A 19376-nucleotide genomic window follows, 5' to 3' on the forward strand; every position below is an offset into this window, starting at 1 on the left:
CTCCTCGGATGAGTGGTGCGGACGGGAAGGGCCGGGCCCCAGCCTAATGGGTGGGAGCCCGGCCCTCTCGATGAGGTGCTTCCCGCTCAGCCGAGGAGCTGGTTCTGGAGGATCAGCGTCTGGTGGAACGGCACACCGGCGGTGCCGCCCTTCCTCTCCTGCACGACCAGCGCGAGGGTGTCACCGGCCAGCACATACGCCTGGCGGGCCTGGGTCTCGCCGTACGGCTTGGGCTCCGCGTACACATAGGTCGTGGTGTCCTGCACGGCCCCCGCGGTGTCGGACCACTCCTCGTCCAGCTCGGTGGTGGGCGCGGCGGCCAGCGGGGCTCCGGCGACCAGCCCGGCGAGCACCTGCCGGTCCTTGAAACCCTCCGCGAACGCGATCGAGTCGAAGCGCAGCAGGTACACGCGCGCGCTGGTGCCGTCGGGCATCGTCCAGCCGCGCGCCGCGATGTGCCGTACGGCGTAGTCGCGCAGACCCGTCCTGAGTTCGGCGCGTTTCTCCGGCACGTACTCCGCCAGGAACCGCTCGGGGCTCACCCAGCCGCCGGTCAGCTTCTTGTCGGGGGTGGCCCCGGCCGGGGCGGGCAGCAGCAGATCACGCAGATCCGCGTGGTGGATCTCCGCCGTGTTGGCCTCGTTGAACGGGCGCGGGGAGCCGGCCGGCAGGGCGGGCAGGGTGAGCCGCGGGTAGTCCCAGCGGCCGTCGCTCCGGGTGGCGAGTCCCGGGACATCGGTGCGCTCCATCCCGGTGAGGGAGAGGGCGACACCGGTGCCGAGGCCACCGCAGACCAGCACGGCCGCGGTCCAGCGCGCGACCGCGCGCAGCACCCGGCGGGGCGGCCCCGGCAGGCGCGGAGGCCCGCCGGGAAGGGCTCCCGCTTCCGGCCCCGGGAGCCCGGCGGCCGGTGGCACCGGCGGCCGGTCCGGCAGCGGCGGTACGGAGGCGGCGGGCGCGGGCTGGGGGACGGCCACCGGCGCGGGCGCGTCCGTGACGGCGGAACCGGCCACCGGGCCGGAGCCCGGCGCGGGCGCGGCCTCCGCCGGAGGGGCTGCCTGCTCGGTCATATGTACTTCCCCGGGGATGCGATGTGGCCGAGCTGATTCTTCATCAGATCGGCCACGGCGGACGTGTCGAGCGGCTTTGTGCCGTACGCGACGACCTGGACGGTCAGTTCGCCGTCGTACGCCACGCACTCCATCGCGTCCAGCTCGGTCTTGGCGTGCTGGGTAGCCAGGAAGCAGGCGGCCTTCCTGTGACCCTCGACGGCCGGGCCCTTGCGGGCGCCGGGGCGCTGCGACTGGCTCTTGTACCAGCTGTGGACGGCTTCGCGGTTGGTGATCCGCATGACATAGATCTCGGCGACGAGGTCGCCCTCATCCGTGGTGTAGGAGCGCGAGGCGAGCCCCTTGACGCCGAGCTTGTCGATCTCCTTGTTGAGCTCCCGCCGGATCCTGCCGGAGAGCCCTTCCCCGACCGACTTCATGAGCGTCGTCGCCTGCTTGGCGGTCAGCTCACCGTCGTTGCCGAACTCCCCCAGGTCCGGGCCGAGGCGGAAGCCCTCGGGCACGGGCAGCAGTTTCCGGCTGAGGTCGCTGTCGGTCCGGCCCTTGCCGATGTCACCGGCCGGGTCCCGGTCCGGCTTGGCTGCCGTCTTCTGCCAGACGGTGGTGGGCGCGGTCTTGTCGGCCCGGTCGACGGTGTTCTTGGTGTACGCGATCCCGCCGCCCGCGGCGCCGAGGACCAGGACGGCGGGGAGTACGGTCCCGACGAGCCGCCGCGCGAGAGTGCGCCGGGGCGGCGCGGCCGGAGACGCGGGAGCGCCGTCAGGACCGGCCACGGGCGGCGCCGGGACCACCGGCTCGGCCGGAGCGGTCGGTTCCACCGGGGCCGGCGGTTCGACCGGGGCCGGCGGGGCGGGCTCGTCGGCCGGCTCCGGGGCGGGCGGGGTGTTCCGGTCTTCGGTCACAGGCGCTCCAGTTGCCGCTCGGCCAGCGTCCGGATGTCCTTCTTGCTGATCGGCTTGGTGTCCAGGATGTTGATGTCGAGCATGATGTTGCCGCGCTGCGCGATGGCACGGGCCCGGTAGGACGCCATGTATCGCGCCGTCTCCGGGCTGGCCCGGTACACGTAGTAGCGGCCGTTGCCGCTGCCCTTGACCGGGTCGCCCGAGTTCCCCGCGCCCTTCTTCGGGTCGGGCATGTACGCCTGCTGGCCCTCGGCGTGGTCGACGGCGCTCATGCTCGATCCGTCCTGGAACTGCACGAGCGTGATGTTCGTCGTGCGGTATTCGCCCTGTTCCCAGCTGGTGACCGCGATCCGGCGCAGGTCGGCCCCGGCCAGTTCGGTGAACATGTAGTCCTCGCTCTCGAAGTCAAGGGCGTAACCGCTGAGCGAGAGCCAGCCCTTGCCGATCCCGTACGCGTCGCCGTCGCGCGTGCCGGAGGGCTTGGCGAGCAGCAGTGTGCGCAGATCGCCGTTTGTTCTGACCCGGTGGTCCTCCTTGGCGGACAGCGGGTCCGCCTCCTTGCCCTTCGGGAGGGGCTTGGCGGGATAGGCCAGGCCCGGCTGGGAGAGTGCCGCGAGCGGGGTGGGCGCGCGGTCGGCCTGGACCGTATAACCGGCGGCGGCGCCGCCGATGACACCGAGCGCCGCGGCCGCGGCGATCAGCAGGGTCGTACGGCCGCGTCGGCGCGGCGGCCTGGGCGGCCGGGCCGGAAAAGGCTGAGGCTCCGGAAAGCCCACCGGCTCCGGAGTTGGCAGTGATGGCAAAAGGGGGTCCCCCCACGAGACCTGAGGCGCGGATTCCGTTACCCGCGCACAGACCTGACCCCTGAGTGTGAAGAGGGGTTGTACGGCGGCGGATTACAGTTCGGCATATGCAATCGGCGAAGAAGCTCGTGATCAAAGTGACCGCCGGGTCCGACGCCCCGGAACGGTGCTCCCAGGCCTTCACGGTGGCCGCGGTCGCCGTGGCCAGCGGAGTGGAGGTCTCGCTCTGGCTGACGGGCGAGTCCGCGTGGTTCGCGCTGCCCGGACGTGCCGCTGAGTTCGAGCTGCCGCACTCCGCGCCGCTGCCGAATCTCATCGAGTCGATCCAGGCGGGCGGCCTGATCACGCTGTGCACCCAGTGCGCGGCGCGGCGCGACATCGCGGAGAAGGACGTGCTGGAGGGTGTGCGGATCGCCGGGGCGCAGGTGTTCGTGAGCGAGGTCATGGCCGAGGGCGTTCAGGCACTCGTCTACTGATCGGGCGCGCGCTCACCCGTCGCGCGTCAGTCCGTCCCGTCCGGGCGGTCACGCCCAGGACGAGCCAGGCCGTACGGGCGGTGCCGGGCGCCCGCGCGCCCTTCAACGGATCCGGTGCGCGTCTACAGGTCCTGCCTGCGCCCGTCGGACGGTGGCTTGTCGCGTTTCTTGCCGTCCAGTTCGTCCCACCACTCGTCGGACGTGGGGTCCCCGGTCGGGTCGTCCCACCAGCGGTCGTCCCTGCCGCGCGCGTTTCCCACCATGGCGGCGACCGGCGGGATGATCATGGCGACCACACAGAGCCCGACAGCGGCCGGGACCGACCAGAGCCGTACGAAGGCCCAGGCGGAGACGAAGAGGGCCAGACATCCGCCCATCAACAGGAAGTACCAACGACGCCGTCGCGTGTACATGCCTCCAGCGTACGACCGAACCGCCCGGAGCGGACCTCGCGCGGACCGGGCCTCCGGGACGGGCCGCCCCCGGAGCGGCTCGGAGGGCCGCACCCCTTCCAGTGAGCGTCCAACTCCCCGGGGTGCGGCCCTCCGGCCGGTTGCGACGAACTCAGACCGCGATCGCGACCTCGGAGAGACCACCGGTCTGCGCGACGACCGTACGGTCCGCGGTGCCGCCGGGGACGAGCGCGCGCAGCGTCCAGGTGCCCTCGGCCGCGTAGAAGCGGAACTGCCCGGTCGCCGAGGTCGGGACCTCGGCGGTGAACTCGCCGGTCGAGTCCAGCAGACGCACGTAACCGGTGACGGGCTCGCCGTCACGGGTCACGGAACCCTGGATGGTGGTTTCACCGGGCTTGATCGTCGAGGCGTCGGGGCCGCCGGCCTGTGCTCCACACATACTGTTCAGTCCTCCGGGTCGGGGCGGATTTACTTGTTGGCGCCGAGCTCGATCGGCACACCGATGAGCGAGCCGTACTCGGTCCAGGAGCCGTCGTAGTTCCTGACGTTCTCGACACCGAGCAGCTCGTGCAGCACGAACCAGGTCAGCGCGGAGCGCTCGCCGATGCGGCAGTACGCGATGGTGTCCTTCGACAGGTCGACCTGCTCGTCGGTGTAGAGCTCCTTGAGCTCGTCGTCCGACTTGAAGGTGCCGTCGTCGTTGGCGTTCTTCGACCACGGGATGTTGCGGGCGGTCGGGATGTGGCCCGGACGCTGCGACTGCTCCTGCGGGAGGTGCGCGGGGGCGAGCAGCTTGCCGCTGAACTCGTCGGGCGAGCGCACGTCGACCAGGTTCTGCGTGCCGATCGCGGCGACCGCGTCGTCACGGAAGGCGCGGATCGAGGTGTCCTGGGGCTTGGCCTTGTACGAGGTGGCGGCGCGCTCCGGGACGGCCTCGACCAGGTCGCGGGAGTCCAGCTCCCACTTCTTGCGGCCACCGTCGAGGAGCTTGACGGAGTCGTGGCCGTAGAGCTTGAAGTACCAGTACGCGTAGGAGGCGAACCAGTTGTTGTTGCCGCCGTAGAGGACGACGGTGTCGTCGTTGGCGATGCCCTTCGCCGACAGGAGCTTCTCGAAGCCCTCCTGGTCGATGAAGTCGCGGCGGACCGGGTCCTGGAGGTCGGCCTTCCAGTCGATCCTGACCGCGTTCTTGATGTGGTTCTTGTCGTAGGCGGAGGTGTCCTCGTCGACCTCGACGATGACAACCTTCGGGTCGTCGATGTGGGCCTCGACCCAGTCGGCGTCTACCAGGACGTCGCTGCGGCTCATGCTTTTCTCCTCCGGGGCAGTGTGCGGCGGGGTGATACGGGGAGGGCTTCCGGGCACGGGGCGGGGAGGCCTGCGTACGGCGCGGAGTGGCCCTGAGCTACTCGAAGGACCTGGAAAACGGGACGCTGACGTCCCGCTCAGACAGTGCGACAGAGCATGGCGGAGACGCGGCACAGGTCGACTGCCCGCCGCTTCGTGAGATCCGCCTGTCCCCGCTGCCGGAGACCGCTGATAAAGCACTGCATATGTCGATCGTAGGGACGTTCAGGCAGCCATGTCACCGGTGATTCGCATGATGAGACGCGATCGTCCAACAGGTGAGACGAAGGCCGGGCCGGCCGGGTGGGCGCCGGCCGGCCGGGCCGCCGCGCGCGCTTTCCATCTGCGGACCGGACTCCGGCGTCTCACCATCCGGCCGGCCACCGCTCCGGGCCATCCGGCGCGGAGCCGTCCGGGGCGGGCACCCGGCGCGCGGGCACCCGGCGCGTGGGCATCCCGGCGCTCAGCCCGAGAGCGAGACGTCCGTACCCGTGCCCGAGAAGCGCAAACCGTCCTCGGCGGCGACGACCTTGTCGAGCTTGATGGTCGACGGCATCCCGTCGATCTTCAGGTCGTAGTTGACCACGTCCCGCACCTGGTCGTTCAGCCCCGGCACCGGAAGCTGGGGCAGGTCCTCCGCCCGCAGCCGGACCGTGTTGCCGCCCTCCAGCGACACCGTGCTGTACGCGGTGACGGTCTGGCCGCCCAGCAGGGCCCTGACCGTGTCGGGAACCGCTATGCCCGCGCCCTCCAGCACCTCCGTCAGCGAACCGGAGAGCTTGACCTGCCCCTTGGCGGCCCGCTCGGCCCCGGCGTAGCCCACGCTCGCGCCCTTCGGCGCCGACTTGGCCAGGTCCGCGTACGAGATGTGCGCGGAGCCGTTGGCCGTCGCCGCAGTCGCGGACGAGAAGCTGCTGTCGATCGTGACGTCCCTGAGCTCGGCCTGGACATCGGTGACCTCGACATTGTGGCCGTCCGCGCTGGCGCTGACACCGTCGAGGGAGATGTCGACCTCGTCCAGCGAGGAGCCGAGGATCTGGGTCAGGAAGGGAAAGCCCTTGATGGAGACCTGGGGATCGGTGGTCAGCCCCTGGCTCGACTTGATCTTGTCGGCCACCTGTCCCTCGGCGAAGTACACGGCCGCGCGGTCGGCGGCGACGAACAGCCCGCCGAAGACGATGACGAGTATCAGCAGAATTCGCAGTGCGCGCATTGCTCGGGATCCCCCACTGGGTCGTTTCGGCCCCCTGACGATCGTGAGCGTAACGCCAGTCGGGAGATGGCTCCTGCCGGAGTGACCGACGTCCGGCGGGGGTGTACGGTTCCCGGCCCCCGCCGGAGCGCCGCTCAGGCCAGCACGCGGCCCAGCAGGTAGACCGCAGGCGCGGCGGCCGTGAGCGGCAGCGCCACTCCCGCCGTCATGTGCACGAAGCGGGACGGGTAGTCGTAGCTCGCGGCCCGCAGCCCGACCAGCGCGCAGACGCCCGCGCCCAGCCCCAGCAGCGCGGCGCCCGAGCCCAGGTCCGTCAGCCCCCCGGCCACGATCCCGGCGCCCGCCGCGACCAGCAGCGCGACCACGACGGAGACGGCACCCGGCAGCGGCAGCGCGCGGGCGACCGTCGCCGCCGCGACCGCGACGGCTCCGACGACGACCGCGTCCGGCACGGCGGCGAGATGTCCCGCGGTGAGGATGGCGAGCGCCGCCGAGGCGACCGTGGCCATCAGGCCCTGCATCCGCTCGTCGGCGCCCGCGCGGCTGCGCAGTTGCAGGACGACGGTGAGCAGCACCCACACGCCGAGCGTGCCGATGATCGCGGCCGGCGCGTTCTCCTTGCCGACGGCGAGCAGGACGATGTCGGCTGTCACGCCGCCCAGGAAGGCGAGCGCGATGCCCTGCCGGGCCGGCCACATGCCGTTCAGCCGGAACCAGCCAGCCGCGGTGACGGCCTGGAGCAGGACGAGCGGGACGAGCAGCGCGTACGGTCCGACGGCCGCGCCTCCGGCCAGCAGCAGCCCGAGCAGCGCGGTCAGCCCGGCCGGCTGCATACCCGGCGGGATGATCGGCGACCGGCCCTCGGCGCGGGCCCGCTGCGCGTCGGTGATCCGGGCGTTGCCCATGGTGGTGGGCGCGTTGTAGCCGCCGGAGTCGGCGGGCGGGGCGGCCGGTGCGGCGGTCTCGCGCGGCGCGGGCGCGGCGGACTCGTGCGGCGAGGACGCCTCCGGTGGCAGCGGATAGGCGCTCTGCGGCGGCAGATACGCGGTGTCGGCGGCGGCGGACCGCTGGTGCTGCTGGTGCTGCTGGTGCTGCTGGTGCTGCTGGTGCTGCTGCGACTGATACGTCCCCTGCTGCGGCTGCTGGGCCCCGGCCTGGTGTCCCTGCGCCTGCTGCCACCCCACCTGCGGCTGGTACTGGGTGTCCCAGGTCTGGCCCTCCCAGGTCTGCGCGGCGTCCTCGTGGCCCCGTGCGGGCTGCCGCGGCTCGGCCCAGCCCCCGGACGTGTCCTGGTCCTGGGGAGCGCCCTGGGACGGCTGCCGGGGGCGGCCGTACTGGTCGTACGCGCCCTGGTCGTGAGTGCCCTGCTCGCCGTACCGGCCCGGCCCATACTGACCGTACGAGTGCGGCTGGTCCTGACCGTACGGATGCTGCTGATCGTTGCTCATGTTGTGCGGTTCACCCTCCTGCGAACGGCGGGAGCACCTCGACCGTGCCGCCCTCGGCAAGCCGTACGGTCTCATGGCCACGGGTCCCCACGGGGTCGCCGTCGACCAGGAACGAACACCTCTGGAGTACACGGACCAGCTCGCCCGGATGCCTCAGCCGTGCCGCGTCGAGCGCCTCGGCCAGGTTGTCCGCCGCGTACGGCTCCTCCGCGATGCCCGCCGCGGCCTTGGCCGCGGCCCAGTAGCGGATCGTGCCCGCTGCCATCGGTACTCCTTTCGCCGGGTCCATTGTGGACGACGGCCCGCACCGGCCGGAGACGGGCCACGCTCCCGGGGCCCGCGCTCCCGCATCCCGGACGAGCGGCCCTACGCCTCCCGGACCTCTTCCGGCCGTCCGGCACCGGGCGGTACCGCCGCGTTCACCAGCCAGTCCCCGAGCCGCCCCAGCAGCGCCTCGTCGGCGGCGTTCTCCGCATGGCCCATACCCGGCTCCAGCCACAGCTCCGCCGGTCCGGCCGCCGCCAGCGTGCGCGGATGGTCCAGCGGGAAGTACGGATCGCGGTCGCCGTGCACGACGAGCAGCGGTGTCGGCGCGATCAGCGGGACCGACTCGACCGGGGACAGCGGCACCGGGTCCCAGTCCCGGTCGTGGATCCGGGTCCGGAAGCCGTAGCGGCCGACGAGCCGTCCGGCGGGACGCGTCACCACCCAGTGCAGCCGCCGCATCGGAGCCGTCCCCCGGTAGTACCAGCGCGCGGGCGCGCTCACGGCCGCCACGGCATCCGTCCGCGCCTCCGTGCGCCCCCTGTGCAACGCGGCATGGCGCAGGACGACCGAGCCGCCCATCGAGAAGCCCACGGTCACCACCTTCGAATGGCCGAGGGAGCGTGCCCATTCCACCGCCGCCGCCAGGTCGAGGACCTCGCGGTCGCCGACCGTGGAGCGACCGCCGGAGCGTCCGTGGCCACGGAACGAGAAGGTCACCACGGCGGCACGCTGCGCGAACACCCGGGCGGCGCGGCGTACGGCGGGCCGGTCCACCGATCCGGTGAAGCCGTGGGCGACCACGATCGCGGTCCCGCCGGCCGGTCCGCGATCTTCCGCGAAACCTGCTGTACACGAGGCGTACACAGCCTCGACGGAGACGCCGTCGGCGGTCCTGAGCACCGCCCTCCGGCCGCCCGGCGAGCGGTCGGAAACGGATGATCTGCGGGCTTGACCCTCGGACACGGAGCGCATGTGGGTTATTCTGCTCGGAACAGGATCCGGGCAATGTAGCCCCCGGGTCCTTTTGTGTTTCCCGAGCGTTGTTACAGACAGATGACGTAAACGGAACTCATACACAGAAGGAACAGAAGGCACAGAAGGAAGGCGGGCCCCAGGGACGCGGGGCCGACCCGGCAGCATCGCGGGACAAGCACCACAAACGCAACAAGTAGTACAAATGCAGTATCGGTAGTAACCAGTACAGCAGTACCAGCAGTGCCGCATACGTCCTCGCAGGGACCGAGGAGGAACCGACGTAATGGGCAAGCGAACCGTGTATGGCAACAGCCCGATCCAGGCAGGTGGTCGGCGATGAGCTCTCTGCTGCTCCTGACCAATGCCCTCCAGCCCTCGACGGAGGTGCTCCCCGCCCTCGGGCTGCTGCTCCACAATGTGCGGGTGGCCCCGGCCGAAGGGCCCGCTCTCGTCGACACCCCCGGTGCCGACGTCATCCTGATCGACGGCCGGCGCGACCTTCCACAGGTGCGCTCGCTCTGCCAGCTCCTGAGGTCCACCGGACCCGGCTGCCCGCTGATCCTGGTGGTGACGGAGGGCGGCCTCGCCGCCGTCACCGCGGACTGGGGCATCGACGACGTGCTGCTCGACACAGCGGGTCCGGCCGAGGTCGAGGCCCGGCTGCGGCTCGCGACGGGCCGCCAGCAGATCTCGGCCGACGACTCCCCGATGGAGATCCGCAACGGCGATCTGTCGGTCGACGAGGCGACGTACAGCGCGAAGCTCAAGGGCCGGGTCCTCGACCTGACCTTCAAGGAGTTCGAGCTGCTGAAGTATCTCGCCCAGCACCCGGGCCGGGTGTTCACCCGCGCCCAGCTCCTCCAGGAGGTCTGGGGGTACGACTACTTCGGCGGTACGCGGACGGTCGACGTCCATGTACGGCGGCTGCGCGCCAAGCTCGGCCCCGAGCACGAGTCCCTCATCGGGACCGTGCGCAACGTCGGCTACCGCTTCGTCGCACCGGAGAAGCCGGAGCGCGGCTCCGAGGACGCCAAGGCGAAGGCCGCGGCCGGCCCGGCGGAACCCCACCACGAGAAGGCCGCGGAAGGGCCTCGGCACCACGCGCCGGACACCGCGCTCGACGAGGCCGGGGAAGGTGCGGTACGGCCTGCCAAGCGGTAGGTCATCACGCGTAGACTGCCGCGCGTGGCCAAGGTGACGCGGGACGATGTCGCACGACTGGCGGGGACTTCGACCGCGGTCGTCAGCTATGTCATCAACAACGGACCCCGGCCGGTCGCCCCGGCCACGCGCGAGCGGGTACTCGCCGCGATCAAGGAGCTGGGCTACCGGCCCGACCGGGTCGCCCAGGCGATGGCCTCGCGGCGGACCGACCTCATAGGGATGGTGGTACCGGACGCCCGGCAGCCGTTCTTCGCCGAGATGGCGCACGCGGTGGAACAGGCGGCGGCCGAGCGCGGGAAAATGGTCCTCGTCGGCAACTCCGACTACCGCGACGAGCGCGAGGTCCACTATCTGCGGGCCTTCCTCGGGATGCGGGTCTCGGGGCTGATCCTGGTCAGCCAGGGCCCGAGCGAACGCGCCGCGGCCGAGATCGAGGCGTGGGACGCCCGGGTGGTGCTGCTGCACGAGCGCCCCGAGGCGATCGACGACGTGGCGGTCGTCACCGACGACATCGGCGGCGCCCAGCTCGCCACCCGGCATCTGCTGGAGCACGGCCATCCCTATGTGGCCTGCCTCGGCGGGGTCGAGTCCACGCCCTCCGTCGGCGACCCGGTGGCCGACCATGTCGAGGGCTGGCGCCGGGCCATGCTGGAATCCGGGCGGTCCGTGGAGGGCCGCCTCTTTCAGGCGCCGTACAACCGCTACGACGCCTACCGGGTCGCGCTGGAGCTGCTCGCGGGTCCCGACAGACCGCCGGCGATCTTCTGCTCCACCGACGACCAGGCGATCGGCGTGCTGCGGGCCGCGCGTGAGCTGCGCCTGGACGTCCCCGGTGAGCTGGCCGTGGCCGGCTTCGACGACGTCAAGGAGGCCGGGCTCACGGACCCGCCGCTGACGACGATCTCCTCCGACCGCCCCGCGATGGCACGGGCGGCGGTGGACCTGGTGCTGGACGACGGACTGCGGGTCGCGGGATCACGGCGGGAACGCGTGAAACAGTTCCCGTCCGCGCTGATCGTGCGCCGTTCCTGCGGCTGCGCATAACGCCCGCGCGCCCCTCCCGCGGCCCCGCGCGAAGACCGGCCCCCGGCCGGAAGGCCGACGCCTTTACATCGGGCATACACCCTTCTGTCGGGCTTCTCAGAGCGTCCTCAGCCGGTTCTCATCTACGGGTCCGACAGTCGTTCCCATGACGGACTACAACAGCCTCAGCGGCGACGAAGGCAACGGACAGCACCAGTCCTCCGGATGGTCCACGGGCCCGGCCTACCCGCCGCCGCCCGCGTACGGACCCCTTCCTCCGGCCCATCACGGCCATGGCGGCGCCGCACCGGCGCGCCGGGCCAAGGGCCCCCTCGCGCTGCTCGCGGCCGTGGCGATCGCCGCCGCGGTCGTCGGCGGCGGTACGGCCACGCTCGTCGGCCAGTACACCGACCACACCACCGGCAGCAGCTCCACCGTCATCAGCGGGACGACCGTCTCGCAGAGCAGCTCGGGCACCGTCGCCGGTGTCGCCCAGGCCGTCTCGCCGAGCATCGTCGAGATCAACGCGGCATCGAGCGGCGGCCAGTCCACCGGCTCCGGCGTGATCATCACCTCGGACGGCCAGGTCATCACCAACAACCATGTGATCGCCGGTGCCTCGTCGATAAAGGTCCAGCTCAGCAACGGCAAGACCTATGACGCGCAGGTCCTCGGCACCGACGCCGACAAGGACCTCGCGCTCGTCAAGCTGGACGGCGCGAGCGGCCTGAAGACGGCCACGCTCGGCGACTCCGACCAGGTCAGGGTCGGCGACCAGGCCGTGGCCATCGGCTCTCCCGAGGGCCTGACCGGCACCGTCACCAGCGGCATCATCTCGGCCCTCGACCGCGATGTCACCGTGGCCAGGGAGCAGGACCAGGGAGAGCAGCAACAGCAGGGCGACGGCGGCTGGCCGTTCGAGTTCGGCGGGCGCCAGTTCAACGGCGACACCGGGTCCTCGAAGACCACGTACAAGGCGCTCCAGACCGACGCCTCGCTCAACCCGGGCAACTCCGGCGGCGCGCTGATCAATATGAACGGCCAGATCATCGGCATCAACTCCGCGATGTACGCGCCGAGTTCGGCGACGGCCGGCGACGACTCCGGTGCGGGCAGTGTCGGTCTGGGGTTCGCCATCCCGGTCAACACCGTCAAGGCCGACCTCGCCGCACTGCGCTCCGGCGGCACCAACAGCTCCGTCTGACCGGCACGGGCCGCGGCCGGCCGTGCGACGCTGTTAGCACCGGTCATCCGTCCCACCGAGCTGACGAGGTAGAAGCGACATGAGTCCCGCCGAGGGCGATCCGCAACGCATCCTGATCGTCGACGACGAGCCCGCCGTCCGCGAGGCGCTCCAGCGGAGCCTCGCCTTCGACGGCTACGGGACCGAGGTCGCCGTCGACGGTGTCGACGCTCTCACCAAGGCCGCCGCCTACGGTCCGGATCTGATCGTCCTCGACATCCAGATGCCGCGCATGGACGGTCTGACGGCGGCCCGCCGCCTGCGGGCCGGCGGCTCGAAGGTGCCGATCCTGATGCTGACCGCCCGCGACACCGTCGGCGACCGGGTCACCGGCCTGGACTCCGGCGCCGACGACTATCTTGTCAAGCCCTTCGAGCTGGACGAGCTGTTCGCCCGGATCCGCGCCCTGCTGCGCCGCAGCTCCTATGCGACGGACCAGGGCGGTCCGGCCCGGGACGACGTGCTCGCCTTCGCCGATCTGCGGATGGACCTGACGACGCGCGAAGTCACCCGGGGCAACCGCCGGGTGGAGCTGACCCGTACCGAATTCACTCTGCTGGAGATGTTCCTGGCGCACCCCCGGCAGGTGCTCACCCGGGAGCAGATCCTCAAGGCCGTCTGGGGCTTCGACTTCGAGCCCAGCTCCAACTCGCTGGACGTGTACGTGATGTATCTGCGCCGGAAGACGGAGAGCGGCGGCGAGCCCCGGCTGGTCCACACCGTGCGAGGCGTCGGATACGCCCTGCGCGCCGAATCCGGAAGCGGCGGTACGGGCGCGGCGACCGGTGGCGGTCCGGAGTGATCTCTCCCGTACGCCGCTTCCGCGCGCTGCCGATCCGCTCGCGTCTGGCGCTGCTGGTCGCCCTGGCCGTGGCCGTGGCGGTCGCCGCCGCGGCCGTCGCCTGCTGGCTGCTGACGCGCGCCCAGCTCGAAAGCGAGCTGGACAACTCGCTCCAGAACACCTCGGCCCAGCCCGCCGCCGTACGGGAGGCGCTGAACAACTGCGCCACGGGCACCAGCCCCGACACCATCACCACCACCGCCTTCGCGTATATCCAGGTGGTGAGCGGGGACGGCGGGCGCTGTGTGTTCCCGTACTCGGAGCCCGTGAAGGTCCAGCCGCAGGATGTCGCGGTCGCCCGGGGCACCGAACAGGACAGCCTGCACAACAGCACCACCGACAGCGGCGCCGCCGTCCGCGTGCGGACGCAGCGCGTGCTGCTCGGACCGGGCGCCGAGGCCGCCGTCTCCGTGTCGCGTCCGCTCGCCGAGATCGACACCTCGCTGAACAGGCTGGCCCTGCTGCTCGCGGCCGTCGCCGGCATCGGGGTGATCGGCGCGGGCGCGGCCGGCCTCTGGGTCGCCCGGGAGGCGCTGCGGCCCGTCGACGGGCTGACCCTCGCGGTCGAGCACGTCGCCAGGACGGAGGACCTCACCGTCCGTATCCCGGTCGAGGGCGAGGACGAGATCGCCCGGCTGTCCCGTTCCTTCAACTCCATGACCGCCGCGCTCGCCTCCTCCCGCGACCGGCAGTCGCAGTTGATCGCCGACGCGGGCCACGAGCTGCGGACCCCGCTCACCTCGCTCCGTACCAATATCGAGCTGCTGGCGCGCAGCGAGGAGACCGGCCGGGCCATCCCGCCGGACGACCGCAGGGCACTCATGGTGTCCGTGAAGGCGCAGATGACCGAACTGGCCTCGCTCATCGGCGATCTTCAGGAGCTGTCCCGCCCGGACGCCGCCGATCCGGGCCCCCTCCAGGTCGTCGCGCTCCACCAGATCGTGGAGAGCGCGCTGGAACGGGCCCGGCTGCGCGGCCCGGAGCTGACCATCCGCGCGGATCTGCGCCCCTGGTACGTACGGGCCGAGCCGGCCGCCCTGGAACGCGCGCTGGTCAATGTCCTCGACAACGCGGTGAAGTTCAGCCCGGCGGGCGGCTCGGTGGAGGTCGTGCTGAGCGCGTCCGGCGAGCTGACGGTGCGCGATCACGGCCCGGGGATCCCGGCCGAGGAGCTGCCGTATGTCTTCGAACGCTTCTGGCGTTCGCGGTCGGCGCGTGCGCTGCCGGGCTCGGGTCTCGGCCTGTCGATCGTGGCCCGCACCGTCCAGCAGACCGCCGGCGAGATCGCGCTCCGTCCGGCGGAGGGCGGCGGCACGGTCGCATGGATCCGTATCCCGGGAGCGCCGACGCCGCCGCCGGAGACGTACTGAGGTGACACCGGAGCGGCCGTGCGGGCCAGGCCGGACGGCCGGACAGGTCAGGCGGTGCGGGCGGCGGCGGCCGGGGAGAGTTCCTCGGCGTAGCGGCGGGCCAGCGCGTGCGCGTTCTCCAGTGAGCTGACGTGCAGCGGCACCAGATGCCGCAGCGGTTCCATCACGGGCGCGTAGGTCAGCTCGGGCGTGATCGCGCGGACGTCCAGGGCCATCAGGGCGGGGTCGCCGAGGATGACCTCCAGGGCCGGGACGACAAAGTCCTTGCCGTGGTGCGGGGCGCCGGGGCCGTAGCCGCCGCCCCGGGCCGAGACGATGACGGCGGGGCGCCCGGTGGTGGGAACGGCGTCGCCGAGGCCCATGGTCCTGCCGACGATCATGACGTGGTCCAGCCACGCCTTGAACACCGAGGGCATCGTCAGGTTGTACATCGGGACGGCGAACAGATAGGCGCTCGCGCCGAGGAACTCCTCGACGAGTGCGTCCTGCACGGCCGCCGCGGCTTTCTGGTCGGCCGTGTGCTCGGCCGCGGGGACGGTACGGGCGGCGATGCCGACGGCGTCGAGATGGCCGATCGGGTCGACGGCGAGGTCCCGGTGGACGATCTCGCCGTCCCAGGCCGCCTCGAATGTGTCGGCGACCTGCCGGGAGAAGGAGGCGTTGCCGGAGGCGGAGGAATCTATCCGCAGAAGATAGGACATGGTGGCGCTTTCCGTAGCGGTGGGTGACCGAGGGCTGTATTACTTACGGGATGTTCGTAGCCCCACTATTGATTAGGATGAGGACGTCCACAAAAGGCACATTCATGTGCGAGGACACACATGAATGTGCGCTGCGGAGAGGCGACACCCATGAGCACGAGCAGAATCGGAGCGGCTCGCCGCGATGTGCGGGCGAGCGTGCGGGGCACGCCCGGTCCCTGCGCGCGCTGGGACGGCCAGGACGCGGACTTCATCCGCGAGATCCTTGATCTGGTCGGCGACAAATGGAGCGTGCTGATCATCGGCACGCTCGCCGACGGCCCGACCCGCTACTCCGATCTCGCGGCGATGATCCCCGGCATCTCCCAGCGCATGCTCACCCTCACCCTCAAGCACCTCCGGCGCAGCGGGCTCGTGAACCGCACCGCGTACGCGGAGGTCCCGCCCCGCGTCGAGTACTCGCTGACCGCCCTGGGCACCTCGCTCCTTTCCACGGTCCTGGAGCTGGCCGCCTGGTCCGCGGACCACCACTCCGAGATCCGCGGCCACCAGAACGCCTTCGACGATTCGGCGGCGGCGAACGCGTGACCGGCCGCCCGGCGCGCCAGGACCGCCCGCGCCGTCCCCGGTCGGCCGTCCCTCCGGTGGCCTGACGGTGCCTGACACCCCCGGCAGAGCTGACAGACCGTCATATTCACGGCGGGACGGCGGTGTCCGGGCGGCCCGGCCGCCACCGGGCCGCCCGCCCCGTCAGCCGTTGTGCCGGATCAGCGACTCGACCAGTCCGGCGCGCGTGGCCGGGAAGTCCAGCGGCACGATCCCGAGGCCGCGCCAGCCGCTCGCCTCCGCGCCGTCGAGGAAGGTGTGGACCTGCGGGTTGAGCCGGTCGGAGTTCCAGCGGGGCGGAAGCAGCGCGGCCGTGCTGACGTAGTTGATGTACATCTTCCCGGGCTGCTGGGCCGCCTGGCGGAACTGCGCCTCGATCTGCGGGTACTTGGCGAAGGGCTCCGCCTCGTAGTCGTCCTGGATGTCGAACAGCGCGGAGTCGCCATAACGCACCCCGGGCAGCCCGGCGTTGTCCGCGAGCAGGACGATCCGGCCGCGCGCCTCACCGAGCGTCGGCAGGGTGGGGTCGAGCCGGAAGAGCGAACGCCAGCCCCTGCCGTCGAGATAGGTGTCGAAGATCCGCCGGAACTCGGCGTCGCTCTCGGTGGAGTACTCCTGCTTCACCCGCATCAGGACGGTCTCGGAGGGATGCGCCCGGAGGAAGTCCCGGCAGGCGCCGAGCACATCGTCGAAGTTCAGATTCTGGTAGTACGCGGCGTGATGGATGGAGAAGGCGTTGTCGAACGCCCGGCAGCGGACGTCGAGGAAGCGGATACCACTGTTGAGCTGGTCGGCGACGCTGGTGTCCTGGCACGCCACCCAGAGTCCGCCGACCCGGGCGCCGGAATTGTGGGTGCCGGGGATGGTCAACTGCCGTAGCGGAGTCGAGTCGGCGAAGCCGGCCAGCCAGTCCTGTACGGCGAGCGCGCGGGGCGGGGCCGCGACGGCGGGGCCCGCGCCGATGAGCGCGGTGGCGGAGACGGCGAGAGCGCCGGTGAGAAAGGCGCGGCGCGTGCCAGTGGATGTGGTCATGTGGGGGGTGCCTCCGTCGGCCGTGGGGGTCAGTGGGAGCAGCCCTCGAATTATGACCGGGACACGTCAGCCCCGGAAGGCGCGCCGGTGGCACACACGAGGGTTTCGCCCGACGACGCCGACAGGACGGGAAGCAGGGCCTTGTCGTTCACGTCGAAGACCAGGAAGGGCCGGACGGACCACTCGATCCAGTCGGTGCGACGGCTGAGGGAGAAGCCACAGGGCTCGCCCCGGTGCAGCGCCGCGATCGCGCCGACGCAGCCGCCGCCTACACCCAGCTCCGCCTCGCCCGACTGCTCGCCTCCGACCTGCGGCGACCGTGGGAGAAGCCAACACCAGCGCACCAGCTCACCCCGGCCCGCGTCCGGCGCGGGTTCCGGAACCTCCGCACAACGACCGGTTCGCCGGCCGGTGCACCGAAGCCCACCCGCTCCGACCCGGGATGGCCGCCTGGCCCGAAGAACAGACGTCGGCCGCCCGCTACGAGGTGGGCAGAGTCCTCGCCACCGGCGAGGCCATGCCCGACCTGCCCACCGCCAGAAGGACGCTAAGGGCGTGCAGATCTTTAACTCGTCTTTTTGACCTTGGTTTGGGAGGGGTCGAAAGCCAGGAAGGGGACTGTAAAACGTTCGGTGTAACTCCCGATCATGGAAGATGCATCGATGACCAGCGACGACGTGACCGAGATTGAGACGGCCGAGCCATCTGAGGCCGTGCTGCCGAAGTCTGTGGACGACCGACTGATTGATGAACTGGTGGGTCGGGCTCAGGCCGAGGGCCTTCAGCTGACCGGCGAGGGCGGGCTGCTGCAGCAGTTGACCAAGCGGCTCCTGGAGTCCGCTCCCGAGGGCGAGATCACCGACCACCTCGGCCATGACAAGCACGATCCCGCCGGGAAGAACGGCGGGAACAGCCGCAACGGAACCCGTGGCAAAACCGTGCTGACCGACGTCGGCCCGGTCGAGATAGCCGTGCCCCGTGACCGCGAGGGCTCCTTCGAGCCGAAGATCGTCAAGAAGCGACAAAAGCGCCTGTCCGGCGTCGACGAGATGGTCATCTCGCTCGCCGCGAAGGGCCTGACGACCGGTGAGGTCCAGGCTCACCTGTCCGGGGTCTATGGCGCCGAGGTGTCCCGTCAGACGATCTCCACCATCACCGACAAGGTCCTCGAAGGCATGGCCGAATGGCAGAACCGGCCCCTGGACGCGGTCTATCCAGTGGTCTTCATCGACGCCATTCACGTGAAGATCCGCGACGGCGCGGTTGCCAACCGGCCCATCTATGTCGCCCTGGCGGTCACGAGCGAGGGCCGGCGGGACATCCTCGGGCTATGGGCCGGTGATGGCGGCGAGGGCGCCAAGCACTGGATGCACATCCTCACCGAGATCAAGAACCGCGGCGTGAACGACGTTCTCATGCTCGTCTGCGACGGGCTCAAGGGCCTGCCCGACGCCGTCGAGGCCGTCTGGCCCCGCACCGTCGTGCAGACCTGCGTGGTCCACCTGCTGCGGAACTCCTTCCGCTATGCCGCCCGCCAGGACTGGGACAAGATCGCGAAGGTACTCAAGCCCGTCTACACCGCGGCGACCGAGGAAGCCGCACTCGAGCGGTTCGCGGAGTTCGCCGACGCGTGGGGCAAGAAGTATCCGGCGATCGTCCGGCTCTGGGAGAACCCCTGGGAGGAGTTCACTCCCTTCCTCCGCTACGACACGGAGATCCGCCGCATCGTCTGCACCACGAACGCGATCGAGTCCGTGAACGCGCGGATCCGACGGGCGGTGAAAGCCCGCGGCCACTTCCCAAACGAGCAGGCCGCCTTGAAGTGCGTCTACATGGCGATCATGTCGCTTGACCCGACCGGCAAGGGCCAGGCCCGCTGGACCATGCGCTGGAAGACAGCCTTGAACGCCTTCGACATCACCTTCGACGGCCGGCTCTCCGCAGCGCGTCAGTAACCCTCAACAACCCGAGTTACACCGATCGTTTGACAGACCCAAATCGCGGTCAGGACGCCCTTCGTGTCCGGCCGTGTCGATTTGGTGCTGTCCATCTCGAAACTGGAGAGCTGGGCGGACGCGCTGAACAGGCTCGACGCCGGCGAGGACGTCGCCTGGATGGAGTGGGGCAGGGGGGCCTTCCATCTGGATCCAGCTCAGTGGCGAGCGTGACTGTCCGGAAGTAGTGGTGGAGGACGAGTCGGGATCCACTTCAGCCGATGCACCGAACAACGGCGGACGTGGGACATCCCCTATATCCAGCCCGCAGCCGACGGTGGTTACTGGGTCTCGGGACCTCTACGTTCGCAAACCGTGGGGCCCACCGAGACGGCCGCAGAAGCCGTCGCCATGGTGGTGGAGCGCCTGCCGACCGGGTGCGGGGCCGCGTTCGTTGGCACGCCGGATGAACTCGTTGCCCATGAGGAAGGAGCCCACGGCCGTCTCATTGGTTAAACAACAAGCTGAGAACCGATTGAAGATCAACC

The 19376-nt window shown here is 70.7% G+C and carries 23 protein-coding genes and 1 pseudogene; 11 read left to right on the forward strand and 13 right to left on the reverse strand.

Annotated features, from left to right (window positions below; translation table 11 throughout):
* Positions 1-86: 86 nt before the first annotated feature.
* Genes ABZ707_RS10665 through ABZ707_RS10675 form a run of 3 tightly spaced genes read right to left on the reverse strand, consistent with a single transcriptional unit; the run spans position 87 to position 2775 of the window.
* Entirely contained in the window at positions 87-1070 is a 984-nt protein-coding gene (locus ABZ707_RS10665) for a hypothetical protein (RefSeq protein WP_360171063.1), read from the reverse strand.
* Entirely contained in the window at positions 1067-1972 is a 906-nt protein-coding gene (locus ABZ707_RS10670) for a hypothetical protein (protein WP_360171066.1), read from the reverse strand. Before ABZ707_RS10670 ends, ABZ707_RS10665 begins: the two co-directional genes overlap by 4 nt.
* Positions 1969-2775 (reverse strand): hypothetical protein, encoded by an 807-nt coding sequence (locus ABZ707_RS10675; RefSeq protein WP_360171069.1) that lies wholly within the window; start codon positions 2773-2775, stop codon positions 1969-1971. The genes ABZ707_RS10670 and ABZ707_RS10675 overlap by 4 nt, the downstream gene beginning before the upstream one ends.
* Before the next feature lie 107 nt (positions 2776-2882).
* Here ABZ707_RS10675 and ABZ707_RS10680 point away from each other — a divergent pair, with 107 nt between their 5' ends.
* Positions 2883-3251 (forward strand): DsrE family protein, encoded by a 369-nt coding sequence (locus tag ABZ707_RS10680; RefSeq protein WP_360171072.1) that lies wholly within the window; start codon positions 2883-2885, stop codon positions 3249-3251.
* 122 nt (positions 3252-3373) lie between these two features.
* On the opposite strand, the gene ABZ707_RS10685 is transcribed toward ABZ707_RS10680, so the two are convergent.
* The 7 genes from ABZ707_RS10685 to ABZ707_RS10715 all read right to left on the reverse strand — a co-directional run bounded on the left by ABZ707_RS10685 (position 3374) and on the right by ABZ707_RS10715 (position 8911).
* Entirely contained in the window at positions 3374-3664 is a 291-nt protein-coding gene (locus tag ABZ707_RS10685) for a DUF3099 domain-containing protein (protein WP_360171075.1), read from the reverse strand.
* A gap of 151 nt (positions 3665-3815) precedes the next feature.
* Positions 3816-4103, reverse strand: coding sequence for a DUF1416 domain-containing protein (locus ABZ707_RS10690; RefSeq protein WP_014047432.1), 288 nt, complete (start codon positions 4101-4103; stop codon positions 3816-3818).
* 29 nt (positions 4104-4132) lie between these two features.
* A complete protein-coding gene (locus tag ABZ707_RS10695; protein ID WP_360171078.1) occupies positions 4133-4972 on the reverse strand; it encodes a sulfurtransferase in 840 nt (279 codons plus the stop codon).
* A 502-nt stretch (positions 4973-5474) separates the two neighbouring features.
* On the reverse strand, positions 5475-6224 hold the full coding sequence (locus ABZ707_RS10700; RefSeq protein WP_360171081.1) for a DUF2993 domain-containing protein: 750 nt from the start codon (positions 6222-6224) through the stop codon (positions 5475-5477).
* 134 nt (positions 6225-6358) lie between these two features.
* The gene (locus ABZ707_RS10705; RefSeq protein WP_360171084.1) at positions 6359-7672 is read right to left on the reverse strand and encodes a hypothetical protein; all 1314 of its coding nucleotides are present in this window, start codon (positions 7670-7672) and stop codon (positions 6359-6361) included.
* Between the two features lie 10 nt (positions 7673-7682).
* On the reverse strand, positions 7683-7937 hold the full coding sequence (locus ABZ707_RS10710; RefSeq protein WP_319682044.1) for a MoaD/ThiS family protein: 255 nt from the start codon (positions 7935-7937) through the stop codon (positions 7683-7685).
* A 101-nt stretch (positions 7938-8038) separates the two neighbouring features.
* On the reverse strand, positions 8039-8911 hold the full coding sequence (locus tag ABZ707_RS10715; protein ID WP_360171088.1) for an alpha/beta fold hydrolase: 873 nt from the start codon (positions 8909-8911) through the stop codon (positions 8039-8041).
* A gap of 339 nt (positions 8912-9250) precedes the next feature.
* Between ABZ707_RS10715 and ABZ707_RS10720 the strand changes: the two genes are divergently transcribed.
* The 5 genes from ABZ707_RS10720 (at position 9251) to ABZ707_RS10740 (ending at position 14555) form a co-directional block, all read left to right on the forward strand.
* Entirely contained in the window at positions 9251-10075 is an 825-nt protein-coding gene (locus tag ABZ707_RS10720) for a response regulator transcription factor (protein ID WP_360171091.1), read from the forward strand.
* Between the two features lie 24 nt (positions 10076-10099).
* Positions 10100-11122 (forward strand): LacI family DNA-binding transcriptional regulator, encoded by a 1023-nt coding sequence (locus tag ABZ707_RS10725; protein ID WP_360171094.1) that lies wholly within the window; start codon positions 10100-10102, stop codon positions 11120-11122.
* Positions 11123-11267: 145 nt separating this feature from the next.
* Positions 11268-12305, forward strand: coding sequence for a trypsin-like peptidase domain-containing protein (locus ABZ707_RS10730; protein ID WP_360171097.1), 1038 nt, complete (start codon positions 11268-11270; stop codon positions 12303-12305).
* A gap of 79 nt (positions 12306-12384) precedes the next feature.
* On the forward strand, positions 12385-13146 hold the full coding sequence (locus tag ABZ707_RS10735; RefSeq protein ID WP_360171100.1) for a response regulator transcription factor: 762 nt from the start codon (positions 12385-12387) through the stop codon (positions 13144-13146).
* Positions 13143-14555: a HAMP domain-containing sensor histidine kinase gene (locus ABZ707_RS10740; RefSeq protein ID WP_360171103.1), complete on the forward strand. Its 1413-nt coding sequence runs from the start codon at positions 13143-13145 to the stop codon at positions 14553-14555. The genes ABZ707_RS10735 and ABZ707_RS10740 overlap by 4 nt, the downstream gene beginning before the upstream one ends.
* A gap of 47 nt (positions 14556-14602) precedes the next feature.
* Here ABZ707_RS10740 and ABZ707_RS10745 read toward each other — a convergent pair whose 3' ends face one another.
* Positions 14603-15256 (reverse strand): NAD(P)H-dependent oxidoreductase, encoded by a 654-nt coding sequence (locus tag ABZ707_RS10745; RefSeq protein ID WP_360171106.1) that lies wholly within the window; start codon positions 15254-15256, stop codon positions 14603-14605.
* Positions 15257-15406: 150 nt separating this feature from the next.
* Here ABZ707_RS10745 and ABZ707_RS10750 point away from each other — a divergent pair, with 150 nt between their 5' ends.
* A complete protein-coding gene (locus ABZ707_RS10750) occupies positions 15407-15844 on the forward strand; it encodes a helix-turn-helix domain-containing protein (protein WP_360171109.1) in 438 nt (145 codons plus the stop codon).
* 162 nt (positions 15845-16006) lie between these two features.
* Here the strand turns inward: ABZ707_RS10750 and ABZ707_RS10755 are convergent, their stop codons facing one another.
* The gene (locus ABZ707_RS10755) at positions 16007-16894 is read right to left on the reverse strand and encodes a phosphatidylinositol-specific phospholipase C (RefSeq protein ID WP_360171112.1); all 888 of its coding nucleotides are present in this window, start codon (positions 16892-16894) and stop codon (positions 16007-16009) included.
* A 50-nt stretch (positions 16895-16944) separates the two neighbouring features.
* Positions 16945-17238, reverse strand: coding sequence for a hypothetical protein (locus ABZ707_RS10760; protein ID WP_360171375.1), 294 nt, complete (start codon positions 17236-17238; stop codon positions 16945-16947).
* On the opposite strand from ABZ707_RS10760, the pseudogene ABZ707_RS10765 reads away from it, so the two are divergent.
* The 4 genes and pseudogenes from ABZ707_RS10765 to ABZ707_RS10780 all read left to right on the forward strand — a co-directional run.
* A pseudogene (locus ABZ707_RS10765) lies at positions 17158-17364 on the forward strand (transposase); the annotation flags it as partial. The gene ABZ707_RS10760 and the pseudogene ABZ707_RS10765 overlap by 81 nt on opposite strands.
* 177 nt (positions 17365-17541) lie before the next feature.
* Entirely contained in the window at positions 17542-18849 is a 1308-nt protein-coding gene (locus tag ABZ707_RS10770; RefSeq protein ID WP_360171115.1) for an IS256 family transposase, read from the forward strand.
* 63 nt (positions 18850-18912) lie between these two features.
* Entirely contained in the window at positions 18913-19062 is a 150-nt protein-coding gene (locus ABZ707_RS10775) for a DUF5959 family protein (protein ID WP_360171118.1), read from the forward strand.
* 33 nt (positions 19063-19095) lie between these two features.
* On the forward strand, positions 19096-19344 hold the full coding sequence (locus ABZ707_RS10780; RefSeq protein WP_360171369.1) for a DUF6193 family natural product biosynthesis protein: 249 nt from the start codon (positions 19096-19098) through the stop codon (positions 19342-19344).
* Positions 19345-19376 lie beyond the last annotated feature (32 nt).

This window comes from Streptomyces sp. NPDC006923 (assembly GCF_040635655.1).
In the GTDB taxonomy this organism is placed as follows: Bacteria; Actinomycetota; Actinomycetes; order Streptomycetales; family Streptomycetaceae; genus Streptomyces.